Origin of the sequence: Falsiroseomonas frigidaquae, assembly GCF_012163145.1 — a bacterium.
GTDB lineage: Bacteria > Pseudomonadota > Alphaproteobacteria > Acetobacterales > Acetobacteraceae > Falsiroseomonas > Falsiroseomonas frigidaquae.
The window spans coordinates 573,060-593,776 of the sequence record NZ_JAAVTX010000006.1; the positions used below are offsets into that span (position 1 = coordinate 573,060).

General features: G+C 71.1%; 22 protein-coding genes. 12 read left to right on the forward strand and 10 right to left on the reverse strand.

Annotation, left to right across the window (positions count from 1 at the left end; translation table 11 throughout):
* Nucleotides 1-37 precede the first annotated feature (37 nt).
* Nucleotides 38-217 carry a hypothetical protein gene (locus HB662_RS22280; protein ID WP_168052909.1) on the forward strand — a complete coding sequence of 60 codons (180 nt, stop codon included), beginning with the start codon at nucleotides 38-40 and terminating at the stop codon, nucleotides 215-217.
* A gap of 58 nt (nucleotides 218-275) precedes the next feature.
* On the opposite strand, the gene HB662_RS22285 is transcribed toward HB662_RS22280, so the two are convergent.
* Entirely contained in the window at nucleotides 276-893 is a 618-nt protein-coding gene (locus HB662_RS22285) for a pyridoxamine 5'-phosphate oxidase family protein (RefSeq protein WP_168052911.1), read from the reverse strand.
* A gap of 12 nt (nucleotides 894-905) precedes the next feature.
* On the reverse strand, nucleotides 906-2,525 hold the full coding sequence (locus HB662_RS22290) for a thiamine pyrophosphate-binding protein (RefSeq protein WP_209443412.1): 1,620 nt from the start codon (nucleotides 2,523-2,525) through the stop codon (nucleotides 906-908).
* A gap of 139 nt (nucleotides 2,526-2,664) precedes the next feature.
* Between HB662_RS22290 and HB662_RS22295 the strand changes: the two genes are divergently transcribed.
* The 5 genes from HB662_RS22295 (at nucleotide 2,665) to HB662_RS22310 (ending at nucleotide 6,959) form a co-directional block, all read left to right on the forward strand.
* Entirely contained in the window at nucleotides 2,665-3,396 is a 732-nt protein-coding gene (locus tag HB662_RS22295; protein ID WP_168052915.1) for a sulfite exporter TauE/SafE family protein, read from the forward strand.
* A gap of 14 nt (nucleotides 3,397-3,410) precedes the next feature.
* A complete protein-coding gene (locus tag HB662_RS29810) occupies nucleotides 3,411-3,533 on the forward strand; it encodes a hypothetical protein (protein WP_280865243.1) in 123 nt (40 codons plus the stop codon).
* 161 nt (nucleotides 3,534-3,694) lie between these two features.
* Complete coding sequence (locus HB662_RS22300) at nucleotides 3,695-4,510, forward strand: chromate resistance protein ChrB domain-containing protein (RefSeq protein WP_168052917.1); 816 nt, start codon at nucleotides 3,695-3,697, stop codon at nucleotides 4,508-4,510.
* Nucleotides 4,510-5,841, forward strand: a complete 1,332-nt coding sequence (gene chrA / locus HB662_RS22305; protein ID WP_168052919.1) for a chromate efflux transporter — start codon at nucleotides 4,510-4,512, stop codon at nucleotides 5,839-5,841. Before HB662_RS22300 ends, chrA begins: the two co-directional genes overlap by 1 nt.
* An 86-nt stretch (nucleotides 5,842-5,927) precedes the next feature.
* Nucleotides 5,928-6,959, forward strand: a complete 1,032-nt coding sequence (locus HB662_RS22310; protein WP_168052921.1) for a hypothetical protein — start codon at nucleotides 5,928-5,930, stop codon at nucleotides 6,957-6,959.
* On the opposite strand, the gene HB662_RS22315 is transcribed toward HB662_RS22310, so the two are convergent.
* Nucleotides 6,960-7,553, reverse strand: coding sequence for a histidine phosphatase family protein (locus HB662_RS22315; RefSeq protein ID WP_168052923.1), 594 nt, complete (start codon nucleotides 7,551-7,553; stop codon nucleotides 6,960-6,962).
* Nucleotides 7,553-8,674 carry a Kelch repeat-containing protein gene (locus HB662_RS22320; protein ID WP_245185803.1) on the reverse strand — a complete coding sequence of 374 codons (1,122 nt, stop codon included), beginning with the start codon at nucleotides 8,672-8,674 and terminating at the stop codon, nucleotides 7,553-7,555. Before HB662_RS22320 ends, HB662_RS22315 begins: the two co-directional genes overlap by 1 nt.
* A gap of 119 nt (nucleotides 8,675-8,793) precedes the next feature.
* On the opposite strand from HB662_RS22320, the gene HB662_RS22325 reads away from it, so the two are divergent.
* Together HB662_RS22325 and HB662_RS22330 are read left to right on the forward strand one after the other, a co-directional pair.
* Nucleotides 8,794-9,669: a manganese catalase family protein gene (locus HB662_RS22325; protein ID WP_245185804.1), complete on the forward strand. Its 876-nt coding sequence runs from the start codon at nucleotides 8,794-8,796 to the stop codon at nucleotides 9,667-9,669.
* Between the two features lie 91 nt (nucleotides 9,670-9,760).
* A complete protein-coding gene (locus HB662_RS22330; protein WP_168052927.1) occupies nucleotides 9,761-10,105 on the forward strand; it encodes a YMGG-like glycine zipper-containing protein in 345 nt (114 codons plus the stop codon).
* 1 nt (nucleotide 10,106) lies between these two features.
* Here HB662_RS22330 and HB662_RS22335 read toward each other — a convergent pair whose 3' ends face one another.
* From HB662_RS22335 to msrA, 4 genes are all read right to left on the reverse strand, one after another.
* On the reverse strand, nucleotides 10,107-10,877 hold the full coding sequence (locus tag HB662_RS22335) for a polysaccharide deacetylase family protein (protein ID WP_168052929.1): 771 nt from the start codon (nucleotides 10,875-10,877) through the stop codon (nucleotides 10,107-10,109).
* Nucleotides 10,874-11,974 (reverse strand): YncE family protein, encoded by a 1,101-nt coding sequence (locus HB662_RS22340; RefSeq protein ID WP_168052931.1) that lies wholly within the window; start codon nucleotides 11,972-11,974, stop codon nucleotides 10,874-10,876. Before HB662_RS22340 ends, HB662_RS22335 begins: the two co-directional genes overlap by 4 nt.
* A gap of 83 nt (nucleotides 11,975-12,057) precedes the next feature.
* Nucleotides 12,058-12,483: a peptide-methionine (R)-S-oxide reductase MsrB gene (msrB, locus tag HB662_RS22345; RefSeq protein ID WP_168052933.1), complete on the reverse strand. Its 426-nt coding sequence runs from the start codon at nucleotides 12,481-12,483 to the stop codon at nucleotides 12,058-12,060.
* A 10-nt stretch (nucleotides 12,484-12,493) separates the two neighbouring features.
* On the reverse strand, nucleotides 12,494-13,054 hold the full coding sequence (msrA, locus tag HB662_RS22350; RefSeq protein ID WP_168052935.1) for a peptide-methionine (S)-S-oxide reductase MsrA: 561 nt from the start codon (nucleotides 13,052-13,054) through the stop codon (nucleotides 12,494-12,496).
* 93 nt (nucleotides 13,055-13,147) lie between these two features.
* Between msrA and HB662_RS22355 the strand changes: the two genes are divergently transcribed.
* From HB662_RS22355 to HB662_RS22365, 3 genes are all read left to right on the forward strand, one after another.
* The gene (locus HB662_RS22355; RefSeq protein ID WP_168052937.1) at nucleotides 13,148-14,191 is read left to right on the forward strand and encodes a serine hydrolase domain-containing protein; all 1,044 of its coding nucleotides are present in this window, start codon (nucleotides 13,148-13,150) and stop codon (nucleotides 14,189-14,191) included.
* A 536-nt stretch (nucleotides 14,192-14,727) separates the two neighbouring features.
* Nucleotides 14,728-16,470 carry a beta strand repeat-containing protein gene (locus HB662_RS22360; protein ID WP_168052939.1) on the forward strand — a complete coding sequence of 581 codons (1,743 nt, stop codon included), beginning with the start codon at nucleotides 14,728-14,730 and terminating at the stop codon, nucleotides 16,468-16,470.
* An 87-nt stretch (nucleotides 16,471-16,557) separates the two neighbouring features.
* Nucleotides 16,558-17,529 (forward strand): Bug family tripartite tricarboxylate transporter substrate binding protein, encoded by a 972-nt coding sequence (locus tag HB662_RS22365; protein WP_168052941.1) that lies wholly within the window; start codon nucleotides 16,558-16,560, stop codon nucleotides 17,527-17,529.
* Here HB662_RS22365 and HB662_RS22370 read toward each other — a convergent pair whose 3' ends face one another.
* On the reverse strand, nucleotides 17,530-18,720 hold the full coding sequence (locus HB662_RS22370; RefSeq protein WP_168052943.1) for an MFS transporter: 1,191 nt from the start codon (nucleotides 18,718-18,720) through the stop codon (nucleotides 17,530-17,532).
* A gap of 394 nt (nucleotides 18,721-19,114) precedes the next feature.
* Here HB662_RS22370 and HB662_RS22375 point away from each other — a divergent pair, with 394 nt between their 5' ends.
* Nucleotides 19,115-20,191 carry an asparaginase gene (locus tag HB662_RS22375; protein WP_168052945.1) on the forward strand — a complete coding sequence of 359 codons (1,077 nt, stop codon included), beginning with the start codon at nucleotides 19,115-19,117 and terminating at the stop codon, nucleotides 20,189-20,191.
* A gap of 3 nt (nucleotides 20,192-20,194) precedes the next feature.
* Here HB662_RS22375 and HB662_RS22380 read toward each other — a convergent pair whose 3' ends face one another.
* Nucleotides 20,195-20,665 (reverse strand): cupin domain-containing protein, encoded by a 471-nt coding sequence (locus HB662_RS22380; RefSeq protein ID WP_168052947.1) that lies wholly within the window; start codon nucleotides 20,663-20,665, stop codon nucleotides 20,195-20,197.
* Nucleotides 20,666-20,717: the final 52 nt, after the last annotated feature.

The following is a 20,717-nucleotide window of genomic DNA, read 5'->3' on the forward strand; positions in this document are numbered from 1 at the left end:
GCGCTGTCAGGGCTCGGCCGAGGGGATGCTTCACAGAATGCTTCGATGGGTGATCGGTATCGCCGTCCTGCTGGCGGCCTTGGGTCTTGTGGCGCGGGTGCTGCAACTCGGCGTCTCGCTGGCGCTGCTCGGCGTGGCGCTTGTCGCCGGCGTCATCGGGGTGGTGATGGGGCTGATCACCTGGATGCAGCGGCGCAACCCGCCCGACGCGCGTTAGCCTTGGGCACGGCACGCGGATGGACCCCCCTCTCCCGCCCTGCGGGCGAGGGGGCCTTTCAGTAGAGGTTGGCGGCGAGGCGCGCCGGGGCCTCCCGGTCATAGGTCTCCGCATCGAAGGCGCCGGCGGTCGCGGATTTCAGGAACTGGCCGGCCGTCGGCACCCCAGCCGGGCGCGGCGTATCGCCCCATAGGCCGGAGCGCAGCAGCGCGCGGGCGCATTGGAAGAACACCTCCTCCACCGCAATCCGCAGCACGGTCGCGGGCGCCTTGCCCTGTTCCGCCAGGCGCGCACAGAGCGCCGGGTCCGTGGTGATGGTGCCGCGGCCCGCCACCCGCAGCGTTTCCCCCACGCCGGGGATCAGGAACAGCAGCGCCACCTGCGGATCGCCGACGATGTCGCGCAGCGCGTCGATCCGGTTGTTGCCGCGCCGGTCCGGCAGGGCGAGCTCGGTGCCGGACAGCACGGTGACGAAGCCCGGCGCATCGCCGCGCGGCGTGCCATGCACGGCGCCATCGGCGCCGCGCGTGGACAGGATGCAGAAGGGGCTTCGGGCAATGAAGTCGCGGCTCGGCGCATCGATGTCGCGCCGCACCTTCAACAGCGAGCCGGGCACCGCCGCGCCGTACAACGCCTCCAGCGCCGCCAGGCTTTCCACCGCATGCGGATCGCTCATTCCTGGAACCTCCTAACGTCGCAGCGTCGGCGCCGGCTGGCCGTCCAGCACCACATTGACCACGGCCGGCTTGCCGCTGGCAAAGGCGCGATCCAGCGCGGGCGCCAGGTCCTGCGCCTGTTCCACCGTCTCGCCATGGCCGCCGAGTGCCGTGGCGATCAGGTCGTAGCGCGTGCCGGGGGCCAGCTCGCAGCCATGCGCGCGGTTGGCGCCATAGTCGCGCACCTGGATCTGGTGCTCGGCGTTCCAGCGGCTGTCATTGCCCACCACGGCGACGAAGGGCAGGTCGTGCCGGGCGGCGGTGTCCAGTTCCGCCATGTGGAAGCCGAAGCTGCCATCGCCCATCAGCGCCAGGGTGGGCTGCGGCTTTGCGGCGCGGGCGCCGATGGCGAAGGGGATGCCGACTCCGATGGCGCCCGCCACGCCATTCACGATGCGGGTTCCGGCGCGCACCATCGCCATGCCCCATTGCCCGATCTCGCCGCCATCGCAGACGAAGGTGGCGCCATGCGCGGCGACGGCCGCATTCACCGCATGGCCCAGCGTGGCGGACCGGATCGGCCCCGCCGGCGCGCCGGCCAGCGCCGCCCATTCCGCCGGGCGCCAGGCCACCGCCTGCCGCACCCGGTCCGCCCAGCCGGATTGCGCCGCGACGGGCCGCATCACGCTGGCCAGCGCCGCGATGCTGGCCGCCGCATCGGCCACCGCGGCGAAGACCAGGCGGTCCTCCACCAGCCGCTGCGCGCGGGCCACCAGCGCGCCCTCCGGCTCCAGCACGATCCAGCGGCAGCCGGCGGCCGTCGCCGGGCTGCGGCCGAACTTCAGGGTGAAATCCATCGGCTTGCCGATCAGTACCACCAGGTCGGCCTCCGCCAGCACCTCCGGGAAGGCGCCGAGCGAGGGGTCCGCCAGGCCGCGCGGCGATTGCATGGCGACCACGGGCAGACCGGAGGACGCCTCCAGCGCCGCCATCGCCACCTGGCCGGCGGGGGTGCACAGCGCGGGCGGCGCGATCAGCAGCGGCCGCGCGGCGGCGGCCACCGCCTGCGCCACCAGCAGCGCGCTTTCCGCGCCCAGCGGCATGGCGCTGCGGGCGAAGGCGCCGTTCTGCGGCACCGGCGCGGCTTCCACCTTCGCCTCCAGCACATCGGTCGGCAGGCTGAGATGCACCGGGCCGGGCCGGCCGCCGAGCGCGATGCCGAAGGCGCGCGCCACATCCTGCGCCAGCCCGGCGGCGGTCTGCGCCGCCCAGGCCGCCTTGCTGACCGGCGCGGCGAGCGCCGCCTGCGGCAGTTCCTGGAAGGCGCCATTGCCGATATCGGCCAGCGGCGCATGGCCGGACAGCAGCAGCACCGGCACCTCGCCGGCCAAGGCGGAGCACAGCGCGGCGGTGGCATTGGCATGGCCCTGCCCGCCGGTGACCATAGCGACACCGACCTGCCCGGTCAGCCGCGCATAGGCATCGGCCATATGCACCGCGGCGGCCTCGTGCCGCGTATGCACCAGCTCGATGCCCGAGCCGACCAGGGCGTCGAACACCTCCATGATGTGGTTGCCCGACAGGGTGAAGATCCGCGTTACCCCGGCGGCCTTGAGGCCACTGACCAGGACATCCGCACCGCGCTGCGCCATCGTTTCCAAGCTCCCGTATTGCCGTGAAAGGACCATGCGAGACGGGTCCGCACAAGGCGGGTTCCAAGAAAGCGGGGGGGCTGGCGCGCGGCACGTTAGTGCGGTTGGTTCTGGATCTGCGCCGAGACCTGGAAACGCGATGCCCTTCGAATACCTGATCCTGCTCGGCGGCTGCTTCGTCGCGGCCTTCGCTTCCGGCATGGCCGGCTTCGCCTTCAACCTGGTGGCCGCCGGCATCCTGTTCCACTGGCTGCCGCCGCAGCAGACGGCGCCCGTGCTGGTGGTGGGCTCGCTGATGATCCAGCTCGCCACGCTGGGCGCGATATGGCCGGCGGTGCGCTGGCAGGTGCTGCGGCCCTACATCATCGGCGGGCTGCTCGGCACGCCGGTCGGGGTGCTGCTGCTGGCGCGGGTAGATCCGGGCGCGGTCGCCGCCGGAGTCGGGCTGCTGCTGGTGGGCTACTCGTCCTGGGCGCTGATCGGCATCGCCCGCGCGCGACCCGCCGGTTCGATGCAGGCGGGGGTCTCGGCGGATGCCACGGTGGGCTTCGCCAGCGGCATCCTGGGCGGACTCGGCGGCTTCTCCGGCCCGCTGCTGGCGATGTGGGGGGATCTGAAGGGGGTGCGGAAGGATGAAGGGCGGGCAATCTACCAGCCCTTCATCGTGGCGATGCAGATGGCCGCCGCGGTCGGCCTGCTGGCCGGCGGCTTCTTCGGGCAGGAAAGTGCGCGCATGCTGCTGGTGGCGCTGCCGGCCCTGGCGCTGGGCGGCTGGCTTGGCGTCATCGCCTATCGCTGGATTCCGGCGCAGGGCTTCCGGCTGGTGTTGCTGGGGCTGCTGCTGGCCTCCGGCCTTTCGCTGTTGCTGTGAGGGAGCTGCCGGGCATGAAGCTGATCATCCTGTTTTTCTTCCTGGCCGCTCTGCCGGCCCTGGGGCAGCCCGCCGGCCCACCGCCGCAGGAAGATTGCGGCTGCGGCGTGCCGAGTTCGCCGCGCGGCCCGCGCTGAGGCAACGCGGCGCGCCGGTTGACCGGCACGACCGGCCAATCCTAGTCTCCGCCCGGGGCCACCGCGATCGCCCCATCAGTCACCTGCCCGGCCACCCTCAGTCACGGGCCAGGCATGTGCCCAAGCATCGCGTCCAACCACCCGCCAGGGAGTGGACGCCCATGCCTGAGTTACCTTCGATCAAACCCGATGATCTCGCCCGCAGGATCGGCCTCGCTGATGCGCCGCTGCTGGTCGATGTGCGGCTGGCAGAGGATGCCGCCGCGGATCCACGCAGCCTGCCCGCGGCGCGGCGCCAGGACCATCGCCAGATCACCGCCTGGGCGCCGGCACAGCGGGGCCGTGAGGTGGTCGTCATCTGCCAGCGCGGGCTGAAGCTTTCCGAAGGCGCAGCCGCCTGGCTTCGGCACGAGGGCGCGGAGGCCAGGGTGCTGGAAGGCGGCTTCGAGGCTTGGCGCGCCGCCGGACTTCCGCTGTTCCGGGACGCGCCGCTGCCGCCACCCGACGCGGCGGGCCGCACGCTATGGGTCACCAGGGCGCGGCCGAAGGTGGACCGCATCGCCTGCCCCTGGCTGATCAGGCGCTTCATCGACCGCGAGGCGGTGTTCCTGTTCGTCGCGGCGTCGGAGGTCGCTGCCGTCGCCGCCCATTACGGCGCGACGCCCTTCGACATCGACGGCGTGTTCTGGAGCCATCGCGGCGAGACCTGCACCTTCGACACGATGCTGGCCGAATTCGGCTTGGCAAGCCCGGCCCTGCAGCGCCTGGCGCTGCTGGTGCGCGGCGCCGATACGGCGCGGCCCGACCTGGCACCGGAAGCAGCCGGGCTGCTGGCCGCGTCGCTCGGCCTGTCCCGGCTGCATGGCGACGACCTGGCGCAGCTCGATGCCGGATTGTCGCTCTATGACGCCTTCTATTTGTGGTGCCGCGATGCCACAGGGGAGACTCACAATTGGCCGGCCCAGGGACTCACCTGATGGACATGCCGCAGCGCGCGGATTTTCCCACCCTTCGCGCGGCGATGCGCGTCTGGCTGCGTATCGGCCTGCTGTCCTTCGGCGGCCCCGCCGCGCAGATCGCGCTGATGCACCGGGAGGTGGTGGAGCAGCACCGCTGGATCTCGGATGCGCGATTCCTGCACGCGCTGAATTTCTGCATGCTGCTGCCGGGGCCGGAGGCGCAGCAACTGGCCACCTATCTCGGCTGGCTGATGCATGGCGTGCGCGGCGGGCTGGTGGCGGGGCTGCTGTTCATCCTGCCGGGCGCGGCGGTGATGCTGGCGCTGTCGGTGCTGTATGTCACGCTCGGCGCCGTGCCGCTGGTGGCGGCGCTGTTCTTCGGCCTGAAATGCGCCGTGCTGGTGGTGGTGGTGGAAGCCCTGCTGCGCGTGGCGAAGCGCGCGCTGCGCGGCCCCCTGCCCTGGGCGCTGGCGGTGGCCGCCTTCCTCGCGCTTTTCGCGCTGGACCTGCCCTTCCCCATCGTGGTGCTGGCGGCGGCGGCCATCGGCTACGCGCTGCCGCATGCATTCAACGGAACCGGCCACGGCGATGCCCGGGACGGCCCGCCGGCCTTGCTGGATGCGTTGATCCTGCAGGACCCGGACCGCATTCCCCGCATGGCCCGCCGGGCGCGCACGGCGGGCCTGGTGGCGCTGGCGCTCTGGGCCTGGCCGGTGGCGCTGCTGATGGGAAGCGCGCCCTGGGGCGACGTCGCCTGGTTTTTCTCGAAGATGGCGGTGGTCACCTTCGGCGGCGCCTATGCCGTGCTGGCCTATGTCGCGCAGGAGGCGGTGGAGAATTACGGCTGGCTGACGGCCGCGGATATGCTGGCCGGCCTCGGCCTGGCGGAGACCACGCCCGGCCCGCTGATCCTGGTGCTGCAATTCGTCGGCTTCCTGGCGGGCCACGGTGGACACGGGCTGTGGGGCGGGGTTCTGGCCTCCCTGCTCGCACTCTGGGTCACCTTCGCACCCTGCTTCGCCTGGATCTTCCTCGGCGCGCCCTTCGTCGAGAGGCTGCATGCGGAGCCGCGACTGAAGGCGGCGCTGGCCGGGGTGACCGCGGCGGTGGTCGGCGTGATTGCGAACCTGGCGCTGTGGTTCGGCCTGCGGGTGATCTTCGCGCGGGTCGAGGCCACCAGCCTCGGCCCGCTCCGGCTGGACCTGCCCGATGCGACCAGCCTGCAGCCGGATGCGCTGCTGCTGAGCGTGCTGGCGGCCGCCTGCCTGTTCGGCCTGAAGCTCGGCCTGCTGCGGACGCTGGGCATCACCGCCGCGGCGGGGTTCCTGATGCGGGCGATGCTGGGCTGAGCGCGCGGCATTTTCGTTGTGAAACTGTCCGCGGCATGTCCTGATCCTGCCCGCCGGGAGCGCGGCGCCTTGGGGGGAGGTCGGCCATGCCCGCCGTTCAGCACTTCACGATGCTGCACAACTTCCTGTCCCAGCTTGAGGTGCGGGCCGACTTCCTGGGCACGCGCCTGGCGGCCGATGGCCCGACGCCCGCGGAAATCGCCGACATCAAGGCCGCCATCCAGGCCATCCAGGCCGACAGCGCCAACGGCACGGCGACCTCCGAAGACCTGATCTGGAGCCGCGCCTACCAGGTCGAGCGGCGCCTGGCGCTGCTGGAGCCCGAGGACACGCTGGTCGCCGAGATCCGGCGCCGGCTGGATGAGGCGGTCGAGGAAAAGGTGAAAAGCGCGCCGCGGCTGCAGAGCTATTTCGAGGCGACGCTGCCGCTGGTGGCCGATACGGCGCAGCATCCGCCAGGGCTGAAGCCGGGTGGCGCGGTCCGTCTGCGCGCCCTGCTGCTGGCGGTGCTGGAAGAAATCCACTGGACGTTGCAACGCAAGTTCCACGCGCGGCCGATCCAGAAGCGTGCATCGAGGCTGGTGGCGGGCGTCGGGATCGTCGGCTGCATCCTGTTCCTGCTGCCCTATGTCGTCATCTACCTCACGCCGCGGCCGGCGCCGCCGGGCGAGATGTCCTTTTCGGGCTGGGCCTGGCTGCCGCTGTACACCGCGGCGACCACCGGCTTCTTCGGCGCGATGTTCAGCCGCCTGCTGACGCTTCAGGCCAAGCGCGGCGCCATGACCCTGGGCGAGTTGAACGATGCGCGGGACCTCACCTCGATCCTGCTGCGCGGGGCCGTCGGCACCACCGGCGCCGTGATCGTCTATTTCTTCCTGCTGTCGGGCGTCATCGGTGGCGCGCTGATTCCGAAATTCGCCGAGATGAGCTTCGACCAGTTCAGCCATCCCAGCCCGGGCCGGGAAGGCATCACGCCGCTGCGCCTGGTACTACCGAATGCCCAATTGGCGCTGCTGGTGGTCTGGACCTTCCTCTCCGGCTTCTCCGAAAGGCTGGTGCCCAGCGTGCTGAAATCCTCCGAGGCCACGATCCGGGAGCCGCCGAAGCCGGCAGGCTGATCAGGCCGCGCCCAGCGTCCCTGCCGCGAGCACGCCCAGCAGCCGGCCGCCCGGCGCGAAGATGGCGGAAGCGCCTTCCGGATAGTCCGCCTGGCCCAAGCCGCGCCCCAGCGCCATGCCCAGCGGCACGATATGCCCGACCAGCACATCCACCGCATCGGGGGCGGAGGGGCTGCGGATGCGGTCGCGCAGCCAGGCGATGTTGGCTTCCAGAAGTGCCGCATCCGGCGTGTAGTCATCCGCCGTCAGCCGCGGCTCCACCACCGCCCGCGCGCCGAAGGCCAGTTCTGCCGTGTCGCGCGCCCGGAACACCGGGCTGGTCAGCACCTGGCCGAGCGGCAGCCGCGCGAAGGCCTGGCCGAGCGCGCGCGCCTGCGCCCGCCCGGCGGCGGAGAGGTTGCGCTGGCCGGCGCGATCCGACAGGTAGCCGCGATCCGCCTGGCTGCGATCCGTGATGGCATGCCGCAGCACCACCACCACGCCACCGCGCCGCAGCCGCGCCATCAGCGCGGCGGCGGCATCGCCCTGTACCGTTGCCGCCTGCGCGCCCCCCGCGAGCAGGGTTGGCAGGAGGAGAAATCCGCGGCGCCGCATCAGCCGAGGGTGAAGGCCTCATGCACCGCCGTCTTGATGCCGCCGCCGACCACCGGGCCGCCGCCCGCAACATAGATGAAGTCGCCGATGGTCACCGCGCCCATGCCGTGGCGCGGCGTCGGCATCGGCGCGTGGTGCTGCCAGGTGTCGGAGGTCGGGTCGTAGCTTTCCACCTGGCCATGCACCTTGCCGGTCAGCACGCGGTTCTCGAACCAGCCGGATTCGCCACCCATGGCGAAGAAGCGGCCGCGATACAGCACCAGGCCGTGGCCGGACCGCGGCGTCGGCAGCGGCGCGCGCTCCACCCAGGTGTCCTGCGCCGGCAGGTACACGTGGTGCAGGCCGGTGTTATATTCGAAGGTGTTGAAGCGGCCGCCGATGATGTGGATGGCGCCGTCATGCGCCAGAACGCCGGCATGGTCCCGCGCGCCGGGCAGCGCCTTGCGCATCTCCCATTTGTCCGCCTGCGGGTCATACACCTCGTGCCAGCCGACCGAGGCACGTTCCCGCTCCGGCTCCGAAGCGCCGCCGATGTGGTGGATCTTGCCGTCGATCACCGCCAGCGCGCCGGCGCCGCGCGGCCTCGGCATGGGGGCCAGCCGGTCCCAGCGATCGGCCGCCACGTCATAGGCGAAGGCCAGCGTATCGGCGCCGCGGTTCTGGTTGCTGAAGCCACCGAAGGCATAGACGCGCCCGGCATGCGCCACCACGCCCACATGGTTGGCACCGCGCGGCAGGCGGGCGGCTTCCTTCCAGCTATCCGTGGCCGGGTCATAGATATGGTGCCAGGTGTTGTTGACCTGCTGCTCGGCATAGCCGCCGACGACATGCAGCTTGCCGTCCCATTCGGCCGCCCAGGCCATCTCGGTGCGCGGCAGCGGCAGCGGCGCGCGGTTCACCCACCGGCCGGGCGGGCCGGCCGGCGCGGGGCTGTCGACGAAGCGCTGCGCGTATTGGGCGGGCGTCAGCACCACCGGCCCCTGCCCGCGCAGCGGCGCCATCCGGTCTGCGGGGATCGGCACGCCATGGTGCGGCATCGCCTGCTGCGCGCCCGCCACCCTGCCCAGCGCCGCACCACCCAGCAGGGCCGTGCCGCCGCCCAGCATCATCCGCCTGTGCATCTGTCGGTCCCTCGCTGCCTCGTTCCGCCACTGCGGCCAAACCCGGCCACTGCCCATCCGTTGGCTGCCGGGGCCGAACGGAGGGTCCCTCCAACCCAGGAGAGCCGAATATGTTCTACATGGACGGAAAGCTTCAATACCCGGTGCGAGTCGAGAAGCCGAACCCGATCTTCGCCCGCGCGCTGCAACAGGCCATCGGCGGGGTCGAAGGCGAGATCCGCGTCTGCCTGCAGTACATGTTCCAGGCCTGGGGCTGCCGTGGCCCGGCAAAGTACCGCGACATGCTGCTGAACACCGGCACGGAGGAGATCGGCCATATCGAGATGCTGGCCACCGCCGTCGCGCTGAACCTGGAGAAGGCGCCGCTTTCCCTGCAGGAAGACGCCGCCGCCAACCCGATCGCCGGTGCCGTGCTGAACGGCATGAACCTGCGCCACATCCTGTCCAGCGGCCTTGCGGCGACGGCCGAGGATGCGAATGGCGTGCCCTTCAACGCCAGCCACGTCTATGCCAGCGGCAACATCGCCGCCGACATGCTGGCCAATGCCACGGCCGAATCCAGCGGCCGCGCGCTGGCGGTACGGCTGCAAGGGATGACGGATGATCCGGGCATGAAGGACATGCTGGGCTTCCTGGTGGCACGCGACACCATGCACCAGCAGCAATGGCTGGCGGTGGTGGAGGAGCTGGGCGGCCATCAGGCGCAGCTTCCGATTCCGAACTCGCATCCGGACAGCGCGGAGCATGCGCGTTTCAGCTACGCCTTCTTCGGCCATGACGTCTCCGGCATGGTGCCGAGCGGGCGCTGGACCGAGGGCGCCTCGCTGGACGGCAAGGGCACCTTCTCCTCGATGCGGAGCGAGCCGCTGGGTGGCGAGCCGTCGCTGGCGGCACCCCGGCCGGATTCCGGCGCGCAGCAGGAACAGGGCACGCATGGCGCACCGCCGAGTGCGGCGAATGACGCCGCGGCGCGCAAGCAGGGCCGTCCCGCCTGATCTCAGCCAGTTGAAGCGAGGCGAACCGGCGTAGCACGGCGGCGTTGTGACCAACGTGGTACGCCACTTCCGGACTGACAGGAGATCGCCGATGCCCAATCCCCGCCTTGCCCTGCTCGCCGCTCCGCTGGCGCTGCTCGCGGCGTGCAGCGACCCGAACGACCGCAACCAGCGGGCCCTGGCCGGCGGTGCGCTGGGTGCCGGCGCGGGCGCGTTGGTCGGCTCCGTCACCGGCAGCGCCGGGCGCGGCGCGTTGATCGGCGGTGCCCTGGGCGCCGTCGGCGGCGCGCTGACCCCGGCGCCGGAGCCGGACCGCATTCCGCCCGACCCTTATGTCGCGCAGCCGACGGACCCGCGCTATGGCGGCTGGTACGACCAGTACGGCAACTGGCACCAGGGCGCCCCGCCCGCCGGCTACCGGCCGAACTACAGGTAGATCAGGCGACGCCCTGGGGCGGCAACGGCGCGAAGCACAGGCCGCGGGCCAGCAGGCCCGTGACCAGCGCCTCCATGATGCCGGCGAAAGGCTCGCGCCGGCTGCGGACGCCCCAATGCATGACCAGCACCTCGCCCGGCTGGATATTGGCGAGGTTACGGCGCAGCAGGGCGGCATTGGGATGCGCGGCGCTGTCGAGCTCGTCGCCGAGAAAGCCGTTTCGGGTCCAGCCCTGGTGCCGCAGCCCGCACCCGGCGGCGAGTGCCACGGCATTTCGGGTGACGATGCCGCCCGGCGCCCGCCACAGCGGCAGGACCCGGGCTTCCGGCGCGAAGCGGCGCAGCGCGTCGATCGGGCGGTCCAGTTCGGCGCACATCGCCGTCTGGTCCAGCACCACCTGCCCCTGCCCGCGCCGTGACCGGAAGGTGGTGCGCCCCGGGCCGGGGTCACCAGCAAAGTACCAGTGCCGCCAGGTGTGGCTGGCGAAGCTGTGGCCCTCCGCGACGCGGGCGCGCCAGAACGGTGCCCAGGCATCGGACAGCGTCGAGTCGCCACGGAAGGTGGGCTCGTCGGCGATGAACAAGGTGGCGGTGACCGCGTGGCGACGCAGGATGGCGGCGATCGCCTCCGCCTCCCGGCTCCAGCCGGTATCGATGGTCAGGTAGACGGGGCCGCGGCAGCCCTGCGGCGCCACCTGCGCCAAGGCGGGCGCCGCCAGGCCTGCCAGCCCGGCGCCGAGCAGCGCCCGGCGACCAAGGGACGGGCGCATCATGGTGCCCCCCGCAGCGAGGCCGGCAGCACCGGCGGCGCCACCGGGATGCTGCCCGGCACCAGGCCCGGCGGCGGCGGCGGTGCAGTGGCGGGCCGCTGCGGCAGTGGCGCCGGCAGCGGACGCGTGCCGGAGGTGGCGCCCGGCATCGCCAGGGCGAAATCCGCGCCCCGGCCGAGCGGCTTGAAGAAGATGCCGTGCGGCGACCGCCCGACTCGCGCCGTTTCCCACCGATCCGCCACCGGGTCGAGGATGGCGATGCGGCGGGACCAGCGCAGGGTCATCCAGACGCGGCCCTGCGGGTCGAAGGCCAGGCAGTCCGGCCCCCCTGGAATCGCCCACCAGCGGCGCACCGCCAGCGTGTCCGGGTCGATCTCCGCGACGCGGCTGTCCACCCGGCTGGTGGCGTACAGCGCGCGGCCATCGGGCGCCGGGTAGATGGTGTGGGCGCCCCGCCCCAGGGTGAAGACCGGCACCACCGCCTGGCTCGCCGGGTCCAGCGCCACGAAATGCGTGCTGCCCATGATGCCGACGAGAAGCTGGCCCCGATGCCAGATGATGCCCGCGGGTTCCGGCCCCACCGGCTGGCTCCAGGCCTGCTCCATCCGCTCCAGGTCGAAGGCCGCGACCAGGCCGTCGCCCTGGATCGTCACATAGACCATGCGGCTGTCCGGGCTGAAGGCGACATGGCTCGGCTTGTCGCCGGGGCGGAAGCGATGCAGCAGGTCGAGCGTCCGCGCATCCAGCACATCCACCTGGCCGCGGCGCAGGCTGGCGACCACCAGGAAGCGGCCATCCGGGCTGAATTCCAGGTGGTAGGGGTTGGAGATCGGCGCCCGGCGCAGCACCTCGCCGGTCGCGGGGTCGAGGTAGAACACCTCGTTCCCACCGGAATCCGCCACCAGAAGCTGCGTGCCGTCCGGCGTCAGCACCAGGTGGTGCGGCTCCCGCAGCACCGGGATGCGGGCGCGTTCCGTGCGCGTCGCGGCATCGAGCACCGAGATGCTGGCCTCGCCGGAATTGAGCACATAGACCAGATCGGCCCGCGCACCGGCCGGCAGGGTCAGCGCGAGAAGCAGGGCGAGACGGCGCCAGTGCAAGGCAAAGGTTCCAGGCTGCGGGGTGGCGCCTAGAATCCGCGCCGCCCCGCCGCTTGTCCAGCGGCGGAGCGGCTGATCACGGCTTATTCGGCGGGCTGGAACACCATGGCCACACCATTCATGCAGTAGCGCTCCCCGGTCGGTGCCGGGCCATCCGGGAAGACATGGCCCAGATGGCCGCCGCAATTGGCGCAATGCACCTCCGTCCGCGTCATGAAGAAGCTTCGGTCGGTGGTGGTGGCGATGCCGCCGGGCAGCGGCTTGAAGAAGCTCGGCCAGCCGGTGCCGCTCTCGAACTTGGTCGCATTGTCGAATAGCTCGTGCCCACAGGCGGCGCAGGCGAAGGTGCCGGGGCGCTTCTCGGTCAGCAGCTTGCTGGTGCCGGGGCGTTCGGTGCCGTGCTGGCGCAGCACCTTGAAGGCCTCGGGCGAGAGCTCGGCGCGCCATTCGGCGTCCGACTTCTGTACCGGGAAGGTCTCGGCCGGCTTGTCCTTGCTGAACAGGCTCATGTGTTTCTCCTCAAGCCGCGGCGGATTTCAGGCGGTCGGCGAAGCTCTTGCGGAACTTGGCGACCTTGGGGGCGACCACCACCCGGCAATAGCCGGACCAGGGGTTGCGGGCGAAGTAGTCCTGATGCTCGGCCTCGCCGGGCCAGTAGTCGGCGGCGGGCTCCAGTTCCGTCACCAGGGGGGCGCCCCAGATGCCGGCGGCCTCGATCTCCGCCATCACCGCCTTCGCCGTCTGCTCCTGCTCCGGCGAGTGGTGCAGGATGATGCTGCGGTATTGCGGGCCCACATCATTGCCCTGGCGGTCCTTGGTGGTCGGGTCGTGCAGGGTGAAGAACATCCGCAGCAGGTCGGCATAGGACAGCACGGCGGGGTCGAATTCCACGCGCACCACCTCCGCATGGCCGGTCTGCTTGCCGCAGACCTGCTCATAGGTCGGGTTGGGCACGTGGCCGCCGGCATAGCCGCTTTCCACGCGGGTCACGCCGTTCACATGGCGCAGCGCGCCGTCGATGCACCAGAAGCAGCCGCCGCCCAATGTCGCGGTTTCACGGGTCGCGGTTTCGGTGGTCATGGGGTCTCTCCTTGGTTGCCACGCTATATGGGCGCTTCGCCGCGCGGGTGCAGGGGGTTCCGCTGGACGCCCGGCTTGGGCAGGCTGCGCGGCATGACCGACCAAGATCCGCGCCTCGCCGAGGCCACCGCCTTCGCCGCCGCCCAGGAATCCCCCTTTCCCCGCGACCTTCTGGCGCATCTGGAATCCGGGCATTTCGAGCCGCCGCCCTACAACACCGTGCTCGGCCCGGTCTTCCCGCGCGGCGCGCCGAACGGGCTGGTGATCCAGCGCGGCCAGCGCCTGGCGTCCTGGGGCGATACGCGCCAGGCGGACATGACCTTCAGCGCCGCCAAATCCTACCTCTCCCTGCTCGCCGGCATCGCCCAGGCGGATGGCCTGCTGCCTGATATCGACGCGCCGGTGCGCGAGCTGGTGAAGGATGGCGGCTTCGAGTCGCCGCAGAACGCGTCGATCACCTGGCGGCACCTGCTGACCAATACCAGCGAGTGGGAAGGCGAGCTGTTCGGCAAATCCGACCGCATCGATCGCGGCCGCGAACTGGCGCGGGAGGGTGGCGCGCAGAAGCGCATGGACCGCCCGCTGCAACCCGCCGGCACCCATTGGGAGTACAACGACGTCCGCGTGAACCGCCTGTCGCTGTGCCTGCTGCATTTGTTCCGCCGCCCGCTGCCGGAGGTCTTCGCCGAGCGCATCCTGGACCCGATCGGCGGCAGCCGGGACTGGACCTGGTACCCCTATGACAATGCCTGGGTCGAGATCGAGGGCCAGCGCCTGCCCTCCGTCCCCGGCGGCACGCATTGGGGTGCGGGCATGCGCATCCATGCCGAGGACCAGGCCCGCATCGGCCAGCTCGTGCTGCAGAAGGGCGCCTGGGGCGGAAGGCAGGTGGTGCCGGAATCCTGGATCGCGCAGTCGCTGGTCCCCTGCGCGCTGAACCCGGCCTATGGCTTCCTGTGGTGGCTGAACGGCGCCGGGCGCTGGCCGGAGGCGCCACGCGATTCCGTCTTCGCCATGGGCGCCGGCGGCAACGTCACCTGGATCTGGCCGCAGGGCGAGGTCGTGGCGGTGCTGCGCTGGGTGCACCCCGATGCGGTGGGGCCGTTCTGCGCCAAGGTGGCGGCGGCACTGGGCTGAGTGACCGTTTGAAAACGCCTGCGGGTCGGCTCCGCGGGTCTTTTCCGCCCCTGGAGCTTTGCCGAACTTGCCGACGCAATCAGCATCGGCGGCATTCGGCGCCTTCCAGGGACGAAAAATCTCCTGCGGATCCTCAGCCGCCGGCATTCTCAACGGTCACGGGGCCGCGGCGCGAGGGGCGCACACCAGCGCCCCTCGGGTTCCCCGGCACCCCATCTCACTATCGCGGCATCCAGCAAAAATACTTTCTCCAACAGACCGAATAGTTTGGCTTTCTTCGCCGCAGGCCGGTATTTACTTAAATACGAACAGGCTGACGCAACGTAAGGCGCGTTTCCTGTCCCTGCCCTCCAGCCGGACGGCAGGCCCCCAGCTCCCCCCATTCCCAGTCTGGTTCATGCGACAGCACGTCGCCCGGTATCGCGCGGCCACCCCGCCGCGCGTTCACGGGCGTCATGCGACGACGTCACTTGCCCCGCGTGGCAAGGGTCCGGACGAAGTTCGCAAGACCTGCCCACGGCGAGAAAGAAGAAATCATGGCAACCGTCTTCGTGAACCTCGGCAATACCAGCAACACCATCACCTTCGGCGACGATGACCACGTGGTCACCGGCCAGAACGGCGACAATACGCTGACCTTCGGTGGCGGCGAGGATGCCCTGACGCTGGGCAACGGCAACAACACCCTGACCCTGGCCGGCGGCGACGACCGCATCTCGGCCGGCGGCGGCAACAACACCATCACCGTCTCCGGCCTCAGCGCCAGCCGCATCATCCTGAAGGACGGCAACAACACCGTCTCCGTCGCCGATGGCCCGGCCATCATCCAGGCCGGCAACGGCATGAACACGCTGACGGCCGGCGACGGCATCAACCGCATCGTCGCGGGCAACGGCGTCAACGCCATCACCAGCGGTGACGGCGACAGCCGGATCCTGGTCGGCGACGGCGACGGCAACACCATCACGGTCGGCACCGGCGCCAACCGGATCGTGCTCGGCGAGGGCACGGCCAACAATCTGAGCGCCGGCGGCGGTGGTAACATCGTCGCGGTCTCCGCCGAGGCGCTCGGCACGGATTCGATCCGCGGCGGCCTGGAGACCGGCGATGGCAGCGGCAACACCATCAATGTCACCACCGCCGGCCTCGTCGGCATCACCGGCGTCAGCGGCTTCGAGTTCTTCCGCCTGTCCCAGGCGGGGCCGAACAGCATGACGCTGACCGACGCGAACTTCGTCCGCCTGCCGGACGCGCAGATCACCGTCTTCAGCAGCGCCATGGGCAACACCGTGGATGCATCGTCGCTCTCGGCTGCCAACGGCGTGTTTGTGCAGGGCGGCGCCGGCCTTGATGTCTTCCTCGGCGGCGCCGGGCGCGACACGCTGAGCTACACCGGCAGCAGCGCCGGCGTCACGATCAACCTCGCGACGGGAGTCGCCTCGGGCGGCGACGCGACCGGCGATGTGTTCAGCGGTTTCGAGAATGTGCTGGGCAGCGCCCATGCGGACCGCCTGGTCGGCAATGCACAGATCAATGTGCTCGACGGCGGCGGCGGCAACGACCTGATCAGTGGCGGCGCCGGCCGCGACACGCTGCTGGGCGGCGCGGGCGACGACACGCTGAACGGCGGCAGCGGCCCCGGGCCCGACCGCATGGAAGGCGGCACCGGCAATGACCGCTACGTGGTGGATTACCAAGGTGATGAGGTGATCGAGCTGGCCGACGGCGGCACCGCGGATCTGGTGATGTCCAGTGTCAACTTCACGCTCGTGGCCAATGTGGAGCACCTCAACCTACTGGGTACCGCCGCCAGGGGCATTGGCAACGGCGAGGACAACCGGATCATGGGGCAGGGTGCGGACAACCACCTGATCGGCCTGGACGGAGACGACACGCTGCTGGGCGGCGCGGGCGCAGATACCCTGGTGGGCGGCGCGGGATCAGACCAGTTGACCGGCGGCACGGATGCCGACGTCTTCCACTTCTACACGGAGCTCGGTGCCGACAACGTCGACACCATCACGGACTTCACCTCGGGGTCGGACCTTTTCCACCTGTCCAGCGGCCAATTCGGTTCGCTGCCGACCGGTGTTCTGGATGACGACGCCTTCTTCCTGGGTGCGACGGCGGGCGATGCGGAGGACCGCATTCTCTATGATGCGGCGACCGGTTTCCTGGCCTTCGATGCGGACGGCAGCGGCGCGGGCGAGTCCGTCGCCTTCGCCGTCCTGGCGACCGGGTTGGCGATGACGTCGACCGACTTCCTCGTCGTCGGCTGAAGCTCACGCCAGGGGGCGTCTCCCCCCTGGCGTCCCTCCCCCGGCCCCGTCATTCTGGCAACAGAAGAACGAACCGGAGGATCTTCCATGCAACGCCGCCATCTTCTCGCGGGGCTCGCCGCGCCCGTCCTGGTCCCAGGCCTGGCACGCGCGCAGGCCGCCTGGCCCAGCCGTCCCATCACGCTGGTGGTCCCCTGGGCCCCCGGCGGTTCCAACGACGTGGTGGCGCGGCTGGTCGCGCCGATCCTCAGCGAGGGGCTGGGCCAGTCCGTGGTGGTGGAGAACCGCGCCGGCGGCGGCGGCTCCATCGGCATGGGTCAGGTCGTGCGCGCGCGGCCGGATGGCTATTCGCTGCTGGTCTCCTCCGCCTCCAACCATGTCTTCCATTCGCTGGTCTCGCCCAACCTCGGCTACGACGTGCGCGAGGTGCTGACCGGCGTCGCCATGATGGTGGACGTGCCGAACGTGCTGGCGGTGAACCCGTCGCTCGGCGTCTCCACCGTGCAGGAATTGCTGGTGAAGATCCGCGCCGAGCGCGGCGGCATGTCCTTCGGCTCCTCCGGCACCGCGTCTTCGAACCACCTGGCGGGCGAGCTGTTCCGCATGCTGACCGGCACCGAGCTGGTGCACGTGCCCTATCGCGGCGGCGGGCCGGTGGCGACGGACCTGATGGCCGGCACCATCCCGATGGCCTTCATGAATCTGCCGACGGTGATCGGCCCGGCGCAATCGGGCGGGCTGAAGATCATCGGCGTCGGCACCGCCGAACGCGTCCGCATCCGCCCGGACCTGCCGACCATCGCCGAACAGGGCGTGCCGGGCTACGCGGTGCGGAGCTGGACCGGCCTGTTCGCGCCGCGTGGCACGCCGGAGCCGGTGGTGGCGCGGCTCGCGGAGGAAATGCGCAAGGCGCTCGAATCGGATGCGGTGAAAAGCCGCCTGACCGCACTGGCCAGCGAGCCGATCTGGATGGACCCGGCCGCGACCGATGCCTTCGTGCGCGCGGAGTTCGATCGCTGGGGGCCGGTGGTGCGCGCCGCCAACATCACCACCGGCTGATCAACCGCCTTCCGCCTGGCGCCGCGCAAGCTGGCGGTGCAACAGCACCACCAGCAGCGGCGCCAGCCAGGCCAGGGCAATGCTGGCGGCGACCAGCCAGCCCATATGGTCCAGCCCGCCATCCGGCCGTTCCCGCACCACCAGGGTCGATGCCGCGGCACCCAGCCCCTGGCCGAGGCTGGTGGTGGCGGCGACCAGGCATTGGTAGGTCATCCGCTCCGCCGGCGGCGCCACCCGCGTCGCGCTGCCCTGCGCCACCGTGCTGCGTGCAAGCTGCACCGCCAGCACGGTGCCCAGCAGCCCGGTCACCAGCCAGGCCGGGCCGGACAGGCCGAAGGCGGCGAGCAGCACGGTGGTCAGCACGCAGCCGACGGTGAGCGAGGCGGGCAGCACGCCGACGCGGTCCATCAGCGTGCCGGTCGCCCGCGTGGTCAGCACGGCCAGCGCGCCGCCGATCATGTAGATCACCCGCAGCCCGGCCTCGCTGATGCCGGCATTGCCCAGCGCATAGGCGGCGATATGCGGCGAGACCAGCAGCGTGGCGAAGGACGCCGCGCCGATCAGCGCCAGCCCGGTCAGGCTCTCGGCGCGGAACAGCATGCGCAGCAGGCCGGCCAGGGTGACCCGCGCCCGCGGCGGCGGTGGCGGCAGCCCCGGGCGCGGCCCGAGCAGGCGCCAGACCGGCCAGAGCAGCAGCAGGTACAGCACGGAAATCGCCAGGATCGGCGTGCGCCAGCCACCCGCCGTGGCGCCCAGCACCAGCGCCAGCGGCAGGCCGGCCACCAGCGCCAGTCCGTAGGCACCGGTCACGCTGCTGACTGCGCGGTTGCGCCGTTCCTCCGGCACCGATTCGGCGATGCTGGTCACCACGGCGGCCATCAGCGGCCCGGCACAGGCCCCGGCACAGGCGCGCGCCGCAAGCAGCAGCGGGTAGGTGGGCGCCAGGAAGGTGGCCAGCGAAAACACGCCGAGCCCGCACAGCGACCCGATCACCGCGGCGCGCCGGCTGACGCCGCCCAGCAGCAGCGCGCCGAGCAGCCCGCCCACCCCGGCCGCGACCGTGTAGAAGGTGGTGGTATAGGCTGCATCCTCGACCGGAATGCCGAGGTCGCGGGCCAGGAAAGGTCCGAGCGGAAAGAAGATCACCGCGCCGAGCGCATTGGAGAAGGCCACGATGGCGAGCAGCGGCACGGTGCCGGCGCCGGGGCGGCGCGCATCGGAAGGCGGCGTGGATCCGGACGTGGGGAAGGTCTCCGCTCTTCAGGTCGCCGCTTGTCAGGCCGCCATCTTGTTTGGCCGCACCGCATGATGCACCGCAGCATGCGCCGCCCGTCAAGCCGGGGCCGGCGCCACCCCGCGCGGCAATGCTGCAGCCGGCGCGATCGCCGGGTGCCGGGGGGAGCGCGCGATGCGGGGCACCTTGCGCTCGGCCGGCGCGTCGCTGCGGCGGATCACGCATGCGGTGGCGGCAGCGAAATCGCGGGCACCGGCATGCAGCGTCGCGCGCGCCGCGGCTGGGCGCGGTTATGCTTGCGTGCCGGCCGTTTCGCCCTCAGATAGCAAAAGGGTCCAGGAGGAAAAGCACATGACGGACGGCACCGATTTCGTCGAGCTCGCGCGCATCTGGCGCGGCCCGCTGGTGGAGAGCGTGCACCGCGGCACCGTGGTGGTGGCGAATTTCGAGGGTCGTCTGCTGGGAAGCTGGGGCGATGCGGGCCTGATGACCTTCCCGCGCTCCTCCCTCAAGCCGTTCCAGGCGATGGCGCTGGTCGAATGCGGCGCGGCGGATGCCTTCGGCCTCAGCGACGAACACATCGCCATGGCCTGCGCATCGCACGACGCGCAGCCCTTCCAGATCGGCCTGGTCGGCGACTGGCTCGGCCGGCTGGGCCTCGGCGAGGATGCGCTGGTCTGCGGCCCGGCGCTGCCGCGGCGGGAGGCGGACCAGGCCAATGCCTTCGCCCAGGGCGGCCCGCGCCGCATCTACCACAATTGCTCCGGCAAGCATTGCGGCTTCCTGACTGTGGCGAAGCATCTCGGCGCCGGGCTGAACTACGGCGACGCCGCGCATCCGGCGCAGCAGCTGTATCTCGACATCCTGTCCGACTACATGGGCCGCGACGCCACGAAGCTGCCCGCCGGGCGCGATGGCTGCGGGCTGCCGGCGCTCGCCGTGCCGATGCGCAACCTGGCGACGGCGGCGGCCCGCCTCGGCCTCGGCTATTCCGGCAATACGGCGCGGCGCGCGGCGGCGAAGCGGGTGCTGGGCGCCATGGCCGCCTACCCCGACCACGTCTCCGGCCTCGACATCGCCACCTCCCGCATCGTGCGGGCGACGGGCGGGCGCGTGGTGGTGAAGGGCGGCGCGGAGGGTTTCGTGCTGGCGATCGTGCCGGAGAAGGGCCTGGGCATCTGCATCAAGATCGCCGATGGCTCCTCCCGCGCCAAATACGGCGTGCTGGCCCGCGTGCTGGGCCATTTCGGTGTGCTCCCGGTGGCGGAGGCGGAGGCGCTGATCGAGCAGGTGAGCGACCCGATCACCGACAGCACCGGCGCCCTGGTCGGCGGCACCGAGATCGTCTTCGAGAAGCCGGTGCCGACCAGCGAGACCAAGGCGACGCTCGGCTTCTGGCTGGGCGGCGTGAAGGAAGCCTTCTTCTGATCTTCAGTAAGGCGTGCCGTCCTTCCGCGTGAAGCGACGCACGCCATCGGCGCCAGGGCCGACCTGCATGTCGATGTCGGGGTAGGTGGAGACCTCCCCCGGCATCCGGCTGCCGACCACCAGCAGCAGCACGTCGCGGTCGCCACGGTTGATCAGGCAGTGGCCATCCGGGTGGCCAGCCGGGAAGCCGACGCATTGGCCGGGGCGCAGCAGCTGTTCCCCGGCATCGGTGTGCAGCACCGGCTCACCTTCCAGCACATAGACGAACTCATCCTCCTTCAGATGCCAGTGGCGCTGGGAGGATTGGCCGCCCGGGGCGATGCGGGTCAGGTTCACGCCGAACTGCGTCAGCCCGGCCGCATCGCCGAGCCTGCGATTCCAGCGCAGCCGGGCCGTGGCGGCGTAGGGTTCGGGATAGCCGGTGGCGTTGCTCTCGGGCAGGCCAAGCGGATCGAAGGGTGTCGCTGCGGTCATCGGCGCCTCCTCGCTTCGATCCTCCCCGAAGCATCGCGACGCGGCAACGGGC